General features: G+C 70.9%; 14 protein-coding genes. 5 read left to right on the top strand and 9 right to left on the bottom strand.

All coding sequences use genetic code 11. The features are described 5' to 3' along the window. Positions 1-70: 70 nt before the first annotated feature. A complete protein-coding gene (locus tag K8638_RS16730; protein WP_223755538.1) occupies positions 71-2,011 on the top strand; it encodes a serine protease in 1,941 nt (646 codons plus the stop codon). A gap of 73 nt (positions 2,012-2,084) precedes the next feature. Here the strand turns inward: K8638_RS16730 and K8638_RS16725 are convergent, their stop codons facing one another. The 4 genes from K8638_RS16725 to K8638_RS16710 all read right to left on the bottom strand — a co-directional run bounded on the left by K8638_RS16725 (position 2,085) and on the right by K8638_RS16710 (position 7,278). Continuing rightward, complete coding sequence (locus K8638_RS16725) at positions 2,085-2,561, bottom strand: SMI1/KNR4 family protein (protein ID WP_223755712.1); 477 nt, start codon at positions 2,559-2,561, stop codon at positions 2,085-2,087. Then, the gene (locus K8638_RS16720; RefSeq protein WP_223755537.1) at positions 2,561-3,904 is read right to left on the bottom strand and encodes an HNH endonuclease; all 1,344 of its coding nucleotides are present in this window, start codon (positions 3,902-3,904) and stop codon (positions 2,561-2,563) included. Before K8638_RS16720 ends, K8638_RS16725 begins: the two co-directional genes overlap by 1 nt. 510 nt (positions 3,905-4,414) lie before the next feature. Next, complete coding sequence (locus K8638_RS16715; protein WP_223755536.1) at positions 4,415-4,804, bottom strand: hypothetical protein; 390 nt, start codon at positions 4,802-4,804, stop codon at positions 4,415-4,417. Between the two features lie 50 nt (positions 4,805-4,854). After that, positions 4,855-7,278, bottom strand: coding sequence for a DNA polymerase domain-containing protein (locus K8638_RS16710; protein ID WP_223755711.1), 2,424 nt, complete (start codon positions 7,276-7,278; stop codon positions 4,855-4,857). Between the two features lie 219 nt (positions 7,279-7,497). Here K8638_RS16710 and K8638_RS16705 point away from each other — a divergent pair, with 219 nt between their 5' ends. Beyond that, on the top strand, positions 7,498-8,139 hold the full coding sequence (locus K8638_RS16705; RefSeq protein ID WP_223755535.1) for a YafY family protein: 642 nt from the start codon (positions 7,498-7,500) through the stop codon (positions 8,137-8,139). 89 nt (positions 8,140-8,228) lie between these two features. On the opposite strand, the gene K8638_RS16700 is transcribed toward K8638_RS16705, so the two are convergent. Together K8638_RS16700 and K8638_RS16695 are read right to left on the bottom strand one after the other, a co-directional pair. Then, the gene (locus K8638_RS16700; RefSeq protein WP_223755534.1) at positions 8,229-8,411 is read right to left on the bottom strand and encodes a hypothetical protein; all 183 of its coding nucleotides are present in this window, start codon (positions 8,409-8,411) and stop codon (positions 8,229-8,231) included. A gap of 76 nt (positions 8,412-8,487) precedes the next feature. Then, positions 8,488-8,694 carry a cold-shock protein gene (locus K8638_RS16695; protein WP_169345067.1) on the bottom strand — a complete coding sequence of 69 codons (207 nt, stop codon included), beginning with the start codon at positions 8,692-8,694 and terminating at the stop codon, positions 8,488-8,490. Positions 8,695-8,960: 266 nt separating this feature from the next. On the opposite strand from K8638_RS16695, the gene K8638_RS16690 reads away from it, so the two are divergent. Beyond that, entirely contained in the window at positions 8,961-9,350 is a 390-nt protein-coding gene (locus K8638_RS16690) for a VOC family protein (RefSeq protein WP_223755533.1), read from the top strand. Here K8638_RS16690 and K8638_RS45220 read toward each other — a convergent pair. After that, positions 9,253-9,639: a TetR/AcrR family transcriptional regulator gene (locus K8638_RS45220; RefSeq protein ID WP_223755532.1), complete on the bottom strand. Its 387-nt coding sequence runs from the start codon at positions 9,637-9,639 to the stop codon at positions 9,253-9,255. The two genes, K8638_RS16690 and K8638_RS45220, sit on opposite strands and share 98 nt — an antisense overlap. Positions 9,640-9,877: 238 nt before the next feature. On the opposite strand from K8638_RS45220, the gene K8638_RS16680 reads away from it, so the two are divergent. Continuing rightward, a complete protein-coding gene (locus K8638_RS16680) occupies positions 9,878-11,347 on the top strand; it encodes a PLP-dependent aminotransferase family protein (protein WP_223755531.1) in 1,470 nt (489 codons plus the stop codon). Between the two features lie 136 nt (positions 11,348-11,483). Beyond that, positions 11,484-11,948, top strand: coding sequence for a carboxymuconolactone decarboxylase family protein (locus tag K8638_RS16675; protein ID WP_223755530.1), 465 nt, complete (start codon positions 11,484-11,486; stop codon positions 11,946-11,948). A 24-nt stretch (positions 11,949-11,972) separates the two neighbouring features. On the opposite strand, the gene K8638_RS16670 is transcribed toward K8638_RS16675, so the two are convergent. Both K8638_RS16670 and K8638_RS16665 read right to left on the bottom strand, forming a co-directional pair. Then, positions 11,973-12,617 (bottom strand): hypothetical protein, encoded by a 645-nt coding sequence (locus K8638_RS16670; protein ID WP_223755529.1) that lies wholly within the window; start codon positions 12,615-12,617, stop codon positions 11,973-11,975. A gap of 165 nt (positions 12,618-12,782) precedes the next feature. After that, positions 12,783-13,667: a pirin family protein gene (locus K8638_RS16665; protein WP_223755528.1), complete on the bottom strand. Its 885-nt coding sequence runs from the start codon at positions 13,665-13,667 to the stop codon at positions 12,783-12,785. Positions 13,668-13,673: the final 6 nt, after the last annotated feature.

Raw genomic sequence — 13,673 nt, 5'->3', positions numbered from 1 at the left:
TCAGCGACTCCGGATATAAGGTGAAACACAGCCAAGGGCTGTGCGGTTTCCCTTCCCTCCTGGAGTCCTGATGAAACGGATGCAGCTTGCATGTATCGCCGCGGCGCTCACCTTCGGTGCGCCCGTGGCCCTCGCCTCGGAGCCGGTCTGCAAGGCCGCGCAGCCCTCCCCCGCGTCGCAGCGCGCCCACAAGGTGGGCGAGGACGTGATGCGGAAGTTCGAGAGCCCCCATCCGTACGCCAGCACCTCGGTGCGCGCGGACGGCGGGCCCATCCACTCGGACGTGCTCCACCATCCGGGCGCGGCGTACATCGCCGCCCACTTCTCGCGCCTGGAGCTGGAGGACGGGGACTTCGTCGTCGTCCGCGCGCCGGACGGCTCGCGCTCCTGGCGCTACGACAACAGCCAGCCCGGGGCGCGGGACGGCTTCTGGGCCATCGCCATTCCCGGTGAGACGGCCATCGTCGAGCTGCACAGCCGGGACCACGCCGGCCGCCAGGGCATCCTGAACAAGCACGGCTACACCATCGACCGCTTCGCCCGTGGCTACACCAACGCGGAGATGGGCTTCACCGGGAACACCGAGGCCCTGTGCGGCGCGGACGACTCGCAGCGGGCCGCCTGCTACACCACCTCGGAGCCGGTCATCTACGGCCGCGGCAAGCCCGTGGCGCGGCTGCTCATCAACGGCTCCAGCGCGTGCACCGGCTGGCTCGTGGGCAGCCAGGGCCACGTGCTGACGAACCAGCACTGCATCGGCTCGGCGACCGACGCGCAGAACACCTCCTTCGAGTTCATGGCCGAGGGCTCCACCTGCGCCACCAACTGCGAGAGCTGGTTCGGCTGCCCCGGCACCGTCATCTCCTCCTCCGCCACGCTGGTGAAGAGCGACGCGCCGCGCGACTACGCGCTGGTGCAGCTGCCGGTGAACCCGACGAACAGCTACGGCTACCTCCAGCTGCGCTCCAGCGGCGCGGTGGTGAACGAGCGCATCTACATCCCGCAGCACCCGGCCGCCTGGGGCAAGATGATTGCCGTCACGTCCACGGACACGCGTGACGAGTCCGGCTTCGCCGAGGTGTACAGCCTCAACGAGCCCGCCTGCCAGACGGGTGGCCCCAACGACGTGGGCTACTTCGCGGACACGCAGGGCGGCTCCTCGGGCTCGCCCGTCATCGGCCACAGCGACAACCTGGTGGTGGCGCTGCACCACTGCGCCAACTGCGCCAACCGCGGCGTGCCCATCCAGGAGGTCATCAGCCACCTGGGCACCAGCCTGCCCACGTGTGCCCTGCCCGCCGCCGGCTGCCCGGACCCCAACGGCAACGGCGAGCCGCCTCCTCCGCCTCCCCCGCCGCCGGCCAACTCCTTCACGTACAACACCACCAACACCGCGAGCGCCACGCAGAACACCGTCAACAAGACGCTGACGCTCACCGCCGGGCAGAAGCTCACCGTGGCCACGTGCGGCCTGACGGGCGCCACGTTCAGCGGCGACACGTACCTGCGGCTCTTCAACGGCGCCACGGAGGTGGCCTCCAACGATGACGCCTGCAGCGGCCGCGGCTCCAGCATCACCTTCACGGCCGCCACCAGCGGGGACTACGAGGTCCGCGCCGGCTGCTACTCCACCGGGAGCTGCGGCGGCACCGTGGTGTGGGAAATCACGGGCGGCGAGCCCCCGCCGCCTCCGCCGACCAGCGGCTCGTTCACCTTCAGCGCGAGCAGCACCAACAACGCCACGCGCAACACCACCAACCGGGATGTGACTGTCTCCGCGGGCCAGGTCCTCACCGTGGGCACCTGCGGCCTGACGGGCGCCACCTTCAGCGGGAACACGTACCTGCGCCTCTTCAACGGCGCCACGGAGGTGGCCTCGAACAACGACGCGTGCGGCGGCACGGGCTCCAACTTCAGCTACACCGTCTCCACCAGCGGTACGCTCCAGATTCGCGCGGGCTGCGCGGCCAACAAGAGCTGCAGCGGCACGGTGGCCTGGACGCTCCAGTAGGTCCATGCCCGGGCGCGGGCGGTGCCCCCATGGGCCGCCCGCGCCTCACCGCTGCAACTGGGAGCGCGCGGCCTCACGCACTGATGATTCGTGGCGACAGCTCATCGGCGTAGAGGGCGGAGAGGACCGAAGGGAAGTCTCTGGCCAGGAAGTAGAGCCTGCGCTCTCCCTCCCTCGCATAGCCATCCCAGTAGAAGAGCATCCCCGCCTGCTCACCCGCGACCGCCAGGCAGATCACATCAGCGCCCTCCGTCGTCGCAATTGGGAGGAACTGGGATGGAATGCGATCTCGAAACACCTCGAGGTTCCAATCGAGGCGGCACGATTCGATTGGGTCATTCAGTCCGAAGAACAGATGGATCCGGCAAGGCGAAGCACCCTCAGGGCCATTGAATGTCAGCAGGTCGCGCTCGGGACGGCCGCCATTCGTCGCCAGCAGGAACTCCCGATACGCCTGTGGGAGAACCAGCGCGTACTTCTTCTCGAAGAAACTGAGAGACGCTTCATCCAGTGGAGGGCCACCCTCAACGGTTCGTAGCAAGGCGACCATCACTCAGCTCCCGAGAATCCGCCGGTGTGGCCCGTTCTGGCATGAATGCTCGTGGGAACCAGCTGCATGGTCGTCCGATCCTGATGGTGGTGCCACGTCATTCCCTTCGGTGTCTCTCGCAAACCCGCGGCCTTGTTCGCAGCGGCAAAGTCCCCCGCCCGCGACCCCGTATAGACGATCCGAACCTCGGCCCTGACAACCCCAGCGGCTCGGAAATCAGGATAGCCCTCTGCATCAAACGGAATACCTGTTATGGGATGCTTCTTTCCCGCGAGGTGCACGTTTCGGATGGGCGTGCTCGCATGAGGGCCCCCCAGGGCACTCGCCTCTGCGGGAGACACATCGGCCCCGGGCTTCGAATGCGCCTGGTTCGTACGGGCAGGCTTCGCTTCCGCCATCCAGGCCTGGGCCCGGGCAACATTGCCCCGGGCTTCATACAGGGCCAGAGCGCCGGCCTCTCCGCCCTCGTGTACGAGGATGGCGGCCTCCCGGCTGGCCTGGATGTACCGGGCCAGTTGACGCATCCCGTCCCCGCCCAGCCTCTCCCCCAAACGCTCCGCCACCTCCGCCAGTCTCTCGAGCCCCAGTTCGGGCAGCTGCAGCCGCCGTGTCCAGGTGCGGTTGGCACGCGTACCTCCAGAGACGGTCGCGGCGTGGCGCACCGCCTTGCTACCGGCGTACAAGACCACCAACGTGGCCGCTGCCGACAGCTCACGCGCGGCCTGCTCGTAGTGTCCCTGGGACAGGGAGTACACGCCTTGGCATGTGCTGGCCACCAGGTTGTAGAAGCCCAGTGGGACTCCAAACGTCAGCGCGTCGAAGCTCCCTCGTGTCACGTTTCCAGGGGAGAAGGCGGCTGCCACTTCCTCTCGTTCCAGCACATCGAGGGCCTGCTGGTAGGGCGGAGGCAATTGCCTTCTTTGCGCATCGTACTTCAGTGCCACAGCCCCTCGGCGCAGCTCACTCGTCGCCAGGGCCTCATCGGCTGCGTCGGTCAAGCCCCTGATGGCGTCACCAGCACGCTCGGGACGGTCCGTGTAGCCCGCGAGGTCCAGCCCTCTCCGTCGGAGTGCTTCGCGTGCGGCGCCCATCCGCAACACTGTCTGCGCCAGTCGTTTATCCCTGGCCAACACCACCAGTACTTCGTGCAAGTCGTCGGTAAAGGCCGCGTGAATGATGAAGAGGGCGAATACCTCGGCTCGGGCAATGCCGTATTCCTGGCTGGCAGCGACGAGGAAGGCGGCGCGTTTGCGGTTGAGCGTACTGCTGCCCGCGCGCAGCGGGCCCTGTGTACCGAGCCGAACGGCGGACCAGTCATCCAGCCCGTCCACCAGCCGGGCCATGTCCACCCTGTTCTGCAGTTCAATGAATTCCGAGGGGGAGGCACATGCCAGGAAAGGGGCGAGCACCTCCTTGCTGGAAGACAGGTCGGGCCAACCAGGAGGAACGGCCCGACCTCCGCACACTGGCGGGCCACTCTCAGCGGGTAGTGCCCCCAGAAATACCGATTTGTGCCAGGAGGACGCCCCTCCTCGGGTAATCGGCTCGCTGCCAGCGCAAGCGACCAGGGCCACTGCCAGAGCTGCGCTCACGCTCGCGATGAACCTCGGAATCACGCCATCTCCCCTCGCATGAGTGAACGCCCACGCGTCTCGCGCCCTGCGTAGCGGACCGGCATTCGTATAGGAACTCACCGCTGCCGCTGGACGACGTTCTGGCGTGAGCGCGCCACCTGATTTCAGGGCGTGCGGTCCACGCCTGGACGAGGCGTGGAAGCCGCGAGCCCGCCCTCGGCGTACCGGGCTCCCGTCCACCGCCAGCCGGCGTGACGTTGACTGGTCCCACGGGCATCTTCACTGCCAGGAAGAGACCACGCCGCCCGGCTCCAGCACTTCCCGGGTCTCGAACCCGGGCTCCACGTAGCCGAAGCCGCCTTCCAGGACCTTTCCATCCGCCAGCACGGCGGTGAGCCGGTACGACGACTCGCCCTTCGGGGCGAACGACAGCGCGAGGCTCTCTCCGGCTCGCAGCCCCCGGTGAACGACCTGGCCGTCCTCGTGCTCGATGCGCACCTCGCGCACGTCCTGCCCCGTCCGGTTCTCCAGCCGCACCACGACCGCCGGCGGCGAAGCGGAGCGCGTCAGCCCGAGCACGCCGATGCCCCCGAGCGTCAGGACCGCACCCGCCAGCACCGCCCCGAACATCCGCCGCCCCCGCATCGTCACTCCTTCCTGGAACCCCACGTCCTCGACGTTCTATCAGCCGCGCCGGACCTCGCTCGCGGGGTAGCGGCTCAGGCGGAAGACTCCGGCGGCGCCTCGTCACCGGGAGCCGGCTCCACCGTCCAGGGGTCGAGCACCACGGTGAGCACCGGCCGGGCATTCGACAACAGCGGCGCGAAGAGAGACGGCTGTCCCGGGTCGTCGAACACCGTCGCGTAGTCCTCGGGCGTCAGCGCGCGCACCAGCCGGGCCGCGAAGGTCTCCCGCAGCAGCCGCACGTAGTACTCGACGTCGTAGTCGCGCGGGTCGCTCGCCAGGGCTGTGTCACCGTCGTCCTCCGGGTCGGGCAGCAGGCCCGCGCGTCCCCCCACCGCGCGATACACCCGCACGCGCTCGCCCAGGGCCCAGTCCTTCCGCCCACCCGCCAGCATGGCCTCGTAGGGCAGCTCGCGCCGGCGCTCGCGGATGCCCAGGTACTGCGACGGTGTCTTGGTCAACCGGACCCGCGAGGACACATCGAAGGTGGGGACCTGTCTCCTTCGCAGCGCCATCACCGTCGAGACATACGCCTCGCGCACGCCTGGGATGTCGCCCCTGAGGAGGCAGGTCAGCGCCCGGCGCAGGAAGGCCTCGCCGAAGGGCTCCGCCCGGCTGGAGCGGAACGCCACACCCCGCAGCACGAGCGGCCCCTCGTAGGGCAGCAGCGCATAGTTCTTCGGCTCGTGGGACAGCATGGCCGCGTAGCGCCCGTCGAACTCCAGCTTCACGCGGGGCGGGAGCAGCGCGGCGACCTCGGAGACGACCCGCCGCTCATCCAGCTCGCGCCAGTCCTCCGGCACCGCGAAGTACACACCGTCCGTGTCGGCCTCCAGCAGCGTGACGCCCCGCCGCGCCAGCTCGCGGCACAGCAGCGCCAGCACCTCGCGCCCCCGCCGCGTCACCTCGTTGGCGGCGTGGACGTCCGAGAACCGCGTCAGCCCCACCGCGCCCAGGTAGCCGTAGGCGGAGTTGACGACAATCTTCATCGCCGCGGAGAGCGCCTCGTGCGTGTGCCGCTCGGGCGAGCCGGACGGCGCGGCCCTGGCCTTCGCCTTGGCCGCCAGCCGCTGGTCCACCAGCCGGTCCACCAGCGCCAGCAACACGCCCAGCCGGTCCCGCTTCGGGCCGATGCGGTACTGCCGCATCAACGAGGGATAGAGGCTCGCCACGTCCGCCTTCACCACGTGCCTCGCCACCCCGGAGGCGAACAGGTGAAGCGCCGCGCCGCTGTGCGACGTGCCGTCGCCCTCCTCGTGCGCGGGCAGCGCCGCTCCCGCCCGGAGGTAGGCCCGCACCAGCAGCGGGTCCAGCACCCCGGTGGCGGGCCCCGCATCCGCGAGCCGCTCGTACCGGCGCGGCGCCATGCGGGCGAGCGCGAAGGCGGCTCCTCCCAGCAGGTGCGCGAGGCCGGCGGCTTCGTTCACGTCGTCCCGGGCATAACGCCGGACGCGCTCGGGGTCGCGCTGGAAGACCTCGTACACCTTCGGGCCCGGGATGTACTCACGCTCCGGCCCCGCGATTCCGAGGTGCCTCGCCACCACCTTGAGCCCGTGGCCCGGCAGGTCCCTCGCGGAGAAGTCGTGCCGCAGCACGGCGTCCAGCGTGTCGATGAGCTCGCGTCCCGGCACCGTGTACCGCGAGCGGCGCATCGAGTCGGAGCGCCCCGGCGTCCGTCCCACGGCGGCCCCTCGCGAGGCCGGGCGCTGCCGCAACCCCGGTGAGCCGGCGCGTCCCAGCGCGAGCGGCACGTCCAGCGCCTTCGCCCTGCGCGCCAGGAAGGGCAGGTCGAAGCCATGCAGGTTGTGGTTCTCGATGACGTCGGGGTCGTGGACGCGGATGCGCTCCACCAGCCGCCGGATGAGGTCCGCCTCGGCGGCATCATCACCGCCCCGCGCGTCCAGCACCTCCGTCCCTCCATCCGGCGCCCTGAGCGCCACGAGGAAGATGCGGTCGCGGTCCGGGTCCAGCCCGGTGGTCTCCAGGTCGAACTGCAGGCGGCGCAGCTCATCGAAGCCCAAATCATGGAAGTACGTGCGCCCGGACGCGATGAGGTACTGCTCCTCGGGCGGCAGCGACAGCGCCGTGTTCGCGTCCAGGTCCCGCAGGTGCCCGAAGGGACGCCCCAGGCGCCGCGAGGCCCCGCGCAGCACCGCCGCCGCCAGCGCGCGCCCGTCATCCGCGCGGACGAGGTAGCGAAGCGCGCCGGGCCCCTCCAGCTCCTCCCACGTCACGCGGTCGGGCGCGGGGCCTTCCCGCTCGGGGCGGAGCCTCGTGCCCAGGTGCGCCAGGTCATCCAGCGAGGACAGGAGGAGCCACGGACGAAAGCGCACGTCCTCCCGCACGAGCCCGCCACCCTCGCGCAGGCGCCGCCAGATGAAGGCGCGGCCGTCGGGCTCCGCCCACACCGAGACGATGCCCGGTGTCGGGTCCCAGCCCCAGAGCCACTCATCCTCCATCGGGTTGGACATGGTGGTGGCCAGGGGGGCGCTGCCCCTCCGCGGGGGACGGTCGAGAACGCTCACGATGCAATCCGCTCCACGGTCGCGATGCAAGCGCGGCTCCTTCCCTACCCCACGGGTCTCCCGTCGAGCCCCGTCCCACCGGACGCTCACGGGCCAGTGGTCATGCGCATATTGAGGCACCCTCCTGACAGTGGTATGTCAGGTTTCCCCACCATGCAGCGGACCGAGCGACTTTTCGCCCTCGCTGAATACCTTCGCGGCCGCCGCACGGGAGTCACCGCGGAGACACTCGCCGAGCGCTTCGGCGTCACCGTGAGGACGATTTATCGGGATCTGGACGCCTTGCGCGCCGCGGCCATGCCGCTCGCCGCCGAGCGCGGGCGCGGGGGCGGCTATGCGCTGGACCGGAGCTACAGCCTGCCGCCGGTGAACTTCACCGCTCGCGAGGCGGCGCTCATCGTCGCGCTGGGGCGCTTCGCCATCGACATGCGCCTGCTGCCCTTCAGCGACACCCTGGAGTCCGCGCTCGACAAGGTGCGCGCCGCCCTGTCCACGTCCGCGCAGCGTGAGCTGCTCACGCGCCTCAAGGAGCTGACATTCCTCGGCGTGCCGGCGCTCCCCTGCAAGAAGCCCGTCCGCGAGGCCATCGAGCGCGCGTGGTTCGAGCAGCAGCCGGTGCGCATCACCTACGTGGACTCGAACTACCTGGAGACGACGCGCGACGTGCGCATCATGTCCGTCATCATGGACCGGCACGAGACGCGCATCGACGCCGTCGAGCTGGACAGGAACGAGCGCCGCCCCTTCCGGCTCGACCGCATCACCCACGCCGAGGTGCTGCGCGGCACGCTCTGAGCGTGCCACCGCGTCCAGCACCCCGGCGGGTCCGGCGCTCGTGTCGGGCAGGCACGTGGCCCGTCTCCGCGCGAGCACCGGGCAGAGAATCAGTACTCCAGCGGCGGCTGGGGACCGGGGACGATGTCCGCGATGTCGGGATCGATATCGCCGGGCTGGCGCGTCGGGCGCTCGGCCTTGGCCTTCTTGCGTTCCTCGCGCTTCGCGTCCTTCTCCTGCTGGTGCTGCTTGCGCGCCTGCTCCTTCTGGCGCTTGGTGGACTTTCCTTGCATTGAGCCTCCCTCACTGAAAACAAAAGCCCGGCCTCGAAGTGAGGAGACCGGGCCGACGGGTGCTGGAGCTGTCGCTCTAGCCAACGACGCGGACGTTCTCGGCCTGGAGGCCCTTGGGGCCCTTCCGGGTCTCGAACTCCACCTTCTGACCCTCGGCAAGGGTCCGGAAGCCGTCCGATTGGATGGCGGTGTGGTGGCAGAACACGTCAGGGCCGCCATTGTCCTGGGCGATGAAGCCAAAGCCCTTCGCGTCGTTGAACCACTTCACGGTACCAGTCGCCATATCGCTTCTTCTTTCTACATGCGGCCGCGAGGCCGCCACCTGTCCCAACGTGGGACCGGGCAGGCTCTAGCCTGTCAGGGGGCCAATGTCGAATGTGGAAGGCCCCGAATATCCACAGGCGGTCAGCCGTGAGGTGGAACGGGCGACGGAGCCGAAGAATTCCGGCCCCTTGCCTTCCAGGGAGGCGACACTGGCTGTAATCCGGAGCCCGCCCAAGGAAGGCTCAACAAAGGCTCAACGGCCTTCCATCACCCCCGGGAGGAAACATGCACCGCAGCCGGCTCAGCACGTTCGTGATTGACTGCAAGGTGGACGACCTGGATGCCGCCACGGAGTTCTGGAGCCGCGCCCTGGGTCGGCCCGTCCTCCCGCCGGAGGCCGACAGCCCCACCTACCGCGAGCTGCGGACGCAGGAGGGGGAGGCGATGCTCCTGGTGCAGAAGGTGAGCCACCCCAGCCGCATCCACCTGGACATCGAAGCGGATGACCTCGAAGCCGAGGTGAAGCGGCTGGAGGCGCTGGGCGCGAAGCGGGTGGAGTTCATCAAGCGCTGGTGGGTCATGGAAGCGCCCACCGGTCACCGCTTCTGCGTCGTCCGCCCCCAGCGGGGCCCGCTCGAGGGACGCGCGAACGAGTGGGGCGGGGAAGGCGCCTGACACGCCCGCCCCCACCCTTCTTCCACTTCAGCGTCGCGAGCAGCGCGGCGGTGTGCCCGCGCTGCTCACGCACCAGCGCCTCCACCAGCCCCTGCTTGCCGCCGAAGTGGTAGCGCAGCGTGCTCCGGCCCACATGTGCGCGCCGGGCGACCGCCTCGAGCGTCAGCGCGCCAGGGCCCTGCTCCCGCACGAGCCCTCCGGCGGCCCGTAACAACCTGTCGCGCGTCCCCTCCTCGTCCTTGATGCGCACCGGCGCGACGATGAGGTCGAACAACGGCAGCCCGAACATGCTTTCCTCCCCTGGCGCGTCCTCCGGGCCACCCTGGCCCGGCCCATGTTTCCCGGCGGACCCGTCCCGCCGGAGCCCAGACACCCGACGCGGGCGGGTGTTCCCGGACTCAGGGCCCTACGACGGAGACCAGACTCGATTCCTGGCGTTAATCCCAGTGATGGTTGGTGATTCAGGTCATCACCGAGGTGAATTGGCAGTGACTTCGAAGCGGAGACGCCAGAAGCGGCCGGCGGTGATGGCGGCCCCCACACTCGTGCTGGACGCCTCCACCGGCGCTCCGCTGCAGGGGCAGGTCGCGGAGGCGCTGCGCTCGGCCATCCTCGCGGGCCGGCTGGCTCCGGGCACGCGCCTGGCGTCGACGCGCGCGCTGGCGGAGCAGCTCGACGTGTCTCGCAACACCGTGCTCAACGCCTACGCGCGGCTCCTGTCGGAGGGCTATCTCGTCGGGCACCTGGGCTCGGGCACGTACGTGGCCCGCGAGGTGCCGGAGAAGCTCCTCGCCGCGCGGCGCGCTCCTGCCCGTGCGCCCGCGCGCGGGGCCCCGCCGGCGCTGTCGAAGCGCGGCGCGGCGATTGCGGCCGTGCCCTCCCTGCCCGCCACCGGGCCCGACATCCCTCCGGGCCGCATGGCCTTCCGGGTGGGGCTTCCGGCGCTGGACGCCTTCCCGAGCGAGCTGTGGGGCCGGCTGCTGCACGCGCGCTGGCGGCGCTCGTGGCGGGACATGATGTCTCCCGTCCCCGCGGAGGGCTACCCGCCCCTGCGCCGCGCCGTCGCGGACTACCTCGCTACCGCGCGCGGCGTGCGGTGTGTCCCGGAGCAGGTGCTCATCGTCAACGGCACGCAGCAGGCCATGAGCCTGGCCGCGCAGGTGCTGCTGGACGCTGGCGACGCGGCCTGGGTGGAGGACCCGGGTTATTCCCCCGCTCGTGGCGCGCTCATCGCGGCGGGCGCCACGCCCATCGCCGTTCCCGTGGACGGAGAGGGACTGGACGTGGAGGCCGGGCTCCGGCTGCGCCCGGACGCGCGGATGGCCATCGTCACGCCGTCGCATCAGCTCCCGCTCGGCGCCGCCATGAGCCCGCGCCGGCGGAAGGCGCTCCTGGCGTGGGCCGCGCGCTCGGGGGCGTGGATTCTGGAGGACGACTACGACAGCGAGCTGCGCTACGTGGGCGGCCCCCTGCCCTCGCTCCAGGGGCTCGACGGGGACGCCCGCGTCATCCACACCGGTACCTTCAGCAAGGTGGTGTCTCCCGCCCTGCGCCTGGGCTACCTCGTGGTGCCGGAGCCCCTGGTGGAGGCCTTCCGCGCCGCCCGCCGGCTCGCGGACCGGCACTCCCCCGTGCTGGACCAGGCCGTGCTCGCGGACTTCATCACCCAGGGCCACTTCAGCCGCCACGTGCGGCGCATGCGGGTGCTCTACGCCGCCCGGCAGGAGGCGCTGCTCGACGCGGCCCGGCGCGAGCTGCGGGGGCTGCTGGAGCTGTCGCCCCTGCCCGCCGGCATGCACCTGGTTGGCTGGCTCCCCGAGGGGGCCGACGAAGGCGCCGCCGTCGAGCGCGCCGCCAGCGCGGGAGTCGTGGTCATCCCCATGTCCTCCGCCCGGCTGGACAGCCGGGGACGCGGGGGGCTGCTGCTCGGCTATGCCTGCGTCCCGGAGGAGGAAATCGCCGAGGCCGTCACGCGGCTCGCGCGGGCCCTGCGCTGAAGTGGTCCGCGCCTGACCGGAAGAAGTGGCCCCATTCCTTCGCTCGCAAGTGGCTCTCGTGCGGCGCGAGGCCCACCGTTAGAGCACGCCTGCGCGCCGGGGCCTCCACATTCCCCTGGTGCATCGGAGGATGGACATGGAAGCACAGCGGATGAACATCGCGAAGGCCGCCCCTGGCGTGTACGCGGCGATGTTGGGGTTGGAGCGGTACCTGCACGAGTGTGGGCTGGAAACGAACCTCCTCCACCTCATCAAGCTGCGCGCGTCGCAGCTCAACGGCTGCGCGTACTGCATCGACATGCACTGGAAGGACCTGCGCGCCGCGGGTGAGACGGAGCAGCGGCTGTACGGGCTGGATGCGTGGGAGGAGAGCCCCTACTACACGGAGCGCGAGCGCGCGGCGCTGGCGTGGACGGAGGCCGTCACGCTGCTCACCGAGGGGCATGTGCAGGAGAGCGTGTACCGCGCCGTGCAGCCGCACTTCTCCGAGAAGGAGCTGGCCGACCTCACCGGCGCCGTGGCCACCATCAACGCGTGGAACCGGCTGGCCATCGCCGCCCGGACGACTCCGGGCACGTACCAGCCTCCGGCGAAGAGGTAGTCCGGAGCGTCGCGGGCTGGGGGCTCAGGTGCCCGGCGGCGTGCGCGGCAGCTCCGTGCCGAACAGGACCTGGAGGAGGTCCAGCAGGCCGGGCCACGCCTCGGCCCCCAGCCACAGCCCCTCGGGGCAGTGCTCGACGGCCACGGCCAGCGAGGCGTTCTCGAAGAGCTTCGCCGACACCACGCCTTCTGCGGGCAGCTTCCCCTCCACGTAGAGGACCTTGCCGTCCCAGCGGATGCCGGGCGGGAGCAGGCGCTCCGCCATCGCGCGCAGCGCCGCCTGTCCGGCCCCCGCGCGCAGCACGCCCATCATCAGCGACGAGGCCGTCCGGGACTCCTCCAGCTCCACCACGCCCGGCGTCCGCAGCCACAGCTTGTAGCGTCCGGAGGCCAGCTCCACGCGCTCCAGCGTCACCTGCACGCGCAGCTTCCAGCCCTTCACCGTGAGCCGCACGTCGTAGACCTCGGGCAGCGCCGTCCACTCGCGCAGCTCCAGGTTCTTCGCCTTGAGCAGGAGTTGCCGCACCACCAGCTCCACGCGCGCGTGCGACAGGCGCAGCCGCTTGCGGCCCATGTCCACCGCCACGTCGCCGGCGAGCGCCGCGGGCAGCCGCTTCGCCCATTCGCGTGCGCCCTCCAGCATCTTCGCCGCCAGTGACTGTCCCGACATCCGCTTCCTCCCATGAGACGGCGCCGCGCGCCCCGCCTCTCGCGGGCCCTCGCGCGACGCGCCGGGCGCAGCATGCACCGAATCCGTGGCGCGCGCTGGCCCGGCCGCCTGCCGGGAGACGGAAGCGGGGAGCCCCCGCCCGCGCCGCCCCGGTGCCAGCGGCCGTCAGGGCTGGAGCGCCGGGAAGCGGCCGGCCTCCCAGTCCGCGAAGCGCGCCCGGCCCTCCGCCACGCTGTCCACCACGAAGTTCCACCAGATGACCAGCGGGTCCGGCAGCGGAGTGCCTCCGAATACCAGCAGCCGCGCCCCCTGCTCCGAGCGGAGCGGCAGCGTGGGCGCGCCCTCGTCCAGGTGCGCGAGCACGCCCCGCTCCACGGCCGTTCCGCCCACGGTCGCCGAGCCTTCGGCCACGTACAGCGCGAGGGCGTGCGCCGCGTCCACGGGCAGCGACACCTCCGCGCCCGCGGAGAGCGCCACGTCCAGGTACGTGAGCGGCTGGAAGGTGGCCACCGGAGACACCGCGTCCCCCAGCCCTCCCGCGATGACGCGCACCCGGGCGCCCTCCCGTTCCCAGAGTGGCAGCAAGGCGGCGGGGGTGTGGGTGAAGGCCGGCTCCACCTGCCGCCGTTCGCGGGGCAGGGCCACCCAGGTCTGCACGCCGTGCAGCGGCTCCGCGTCGGGGCCGGTGTGGACCTGCTCCGCGTGGACGATGCCTCGCCCGGCGGTCATCCAGTTCACGTCCCCCGGGCGGATGTCCTGCACCGTCCCCAGCGAGTCGCGGTGCCGGATGGCGCCGGAGAAGAGGTACGTCACCGTCTGCAAGCCCACGTGAGGGTGCGGAGGCACGTCCATCACGTCCCGCACGGCCGGCGCGGGCCCGAAGTGGTCACAAAAGACGAAGGGGCCCACCCTCCGCAGCTCCACCCGGGGCAGCGCGCGCAGCACGCGGGACTCGCCCACCAGCTCCGTGGACTTCGCGGGCCAGAGGGCCGCGGCCGCACGCTCGCGCGGCGGCGCCTCAGGAGCTGCTCCCGGGGGTTGGATTCGCATGATGGC

This window comes from Myxococcus sp. RHSTA-1-4 (genome assembly GCF_020037125.1).
GTDB lineage: Bacteria > Myxococcota > Myxococcia > Myxococcales > Myxococcaceae > Myxococcus.
Note: the sequence above shows the minus strand (reverse complement) of the source record. Positions and strands in the feature narration are given on the sequence as shown.

What these genes read in the sequence shown, in the direction of transcription:
- K8638_RS16730 (WP_223755538.1), top strand. Translation starts at nt 71, where the DNA reads ATGAAACGGATGCAGCTTGCATGTATCGCCGCGGCGCTCACCTTCGGT.
- K8638_RS16725 (WP_223755712.1), bottom strand. Translation starts at nt 2,561, where the DNA reads ATGGTCGCCTTGCTACGAACCGTTGAGGGTGGCCCTCCACTGGATGAA.
- K8638_RS16720 (WP_223755537.1), bottom strand. Translation starts at nt 3,904, where the DNA reads ATGGCCCGGCTGGTGGACGGGCTGGATGACTGGTCCGCCGTTCGGCTC.
- K8638_RS16710 (WP_223755711.1), bottom strand. Translation starts at nt 7,278, where the DNA reads ATGGAGGATGAGTGGCTCTGGGGCTGGGACCCGACACCGGGCATCGTC.
- K8638_RS16705 (WP_223755535.1), top strand. Translation starts at nt 7,498, where the DNA reads ATGCAGCGGACCGAGCGACTTTTCGCCCTCGCTGAATACCTTCGCGGC.
- K8638_RS16700 (WP_223755534.1), bottom strand. Translation starts at nt 8,411, where the DNA reads ATGCAAGGAAAGTCCACCAAGCGCCAGAAGGAGCAGGCGCGCAAGCAG.
- K8638_RS16695 (WP_169345067.1), bottom strand. Translation starts at nt 8,694, where the DNA reads ATGGCGACTGGTACCGTGAAGTGGTTCAACGACGCGAAGGGCTTTGGC.
- K8638_RS16690 (WP_223755533.1), top strand. Translation starts at nt 8,961, where the DNA reads ATGCACCGCAGCCGGCTCAGCACGTTCGTGATTGACTGCAAGGTGGAC.
- K8638_RS45220 (WP_223755532.1), bottom strand. Translation starts at nt 9,639, where the DNA reads ATGTTCGGGCTGCCGTTGTTCGACCTCATCGTCGCGCCGGTGCGCATC.
- K8638_RS16680 (WP_223755531.1), top strand. Translation starts at nt 9,878, where the DNA reads ATGGCGGCCCCCACACTCGTGCTGGACGCCTCCACCGGCGCTCCGCTG.
- K8638_RS16675 (WP_223755530.1), top strand. Translation starts at nt 11,484, where the DNA reads ATGGAAGCACAGCGGATGAACATCGCGAAGGCCGCCCCTGGCGTGTAC.
- K8638_RS16670 (WP_223755529.1), bottom strand. Translation starts at nt 12,617, where the DNA reads ATGTCGGGACAGTCACTGGCGGCGAAGATGCTGGAGGGCGCACGCGAA.
- K8638_RS16665 (WP_223755528.1), bottom strand. Translation starts at nt 13,667, where the DNA reads ATGCGAATCCAACCCCCGGGAGCAGCTCCTGAGGCGCCGCCGCGCGAG.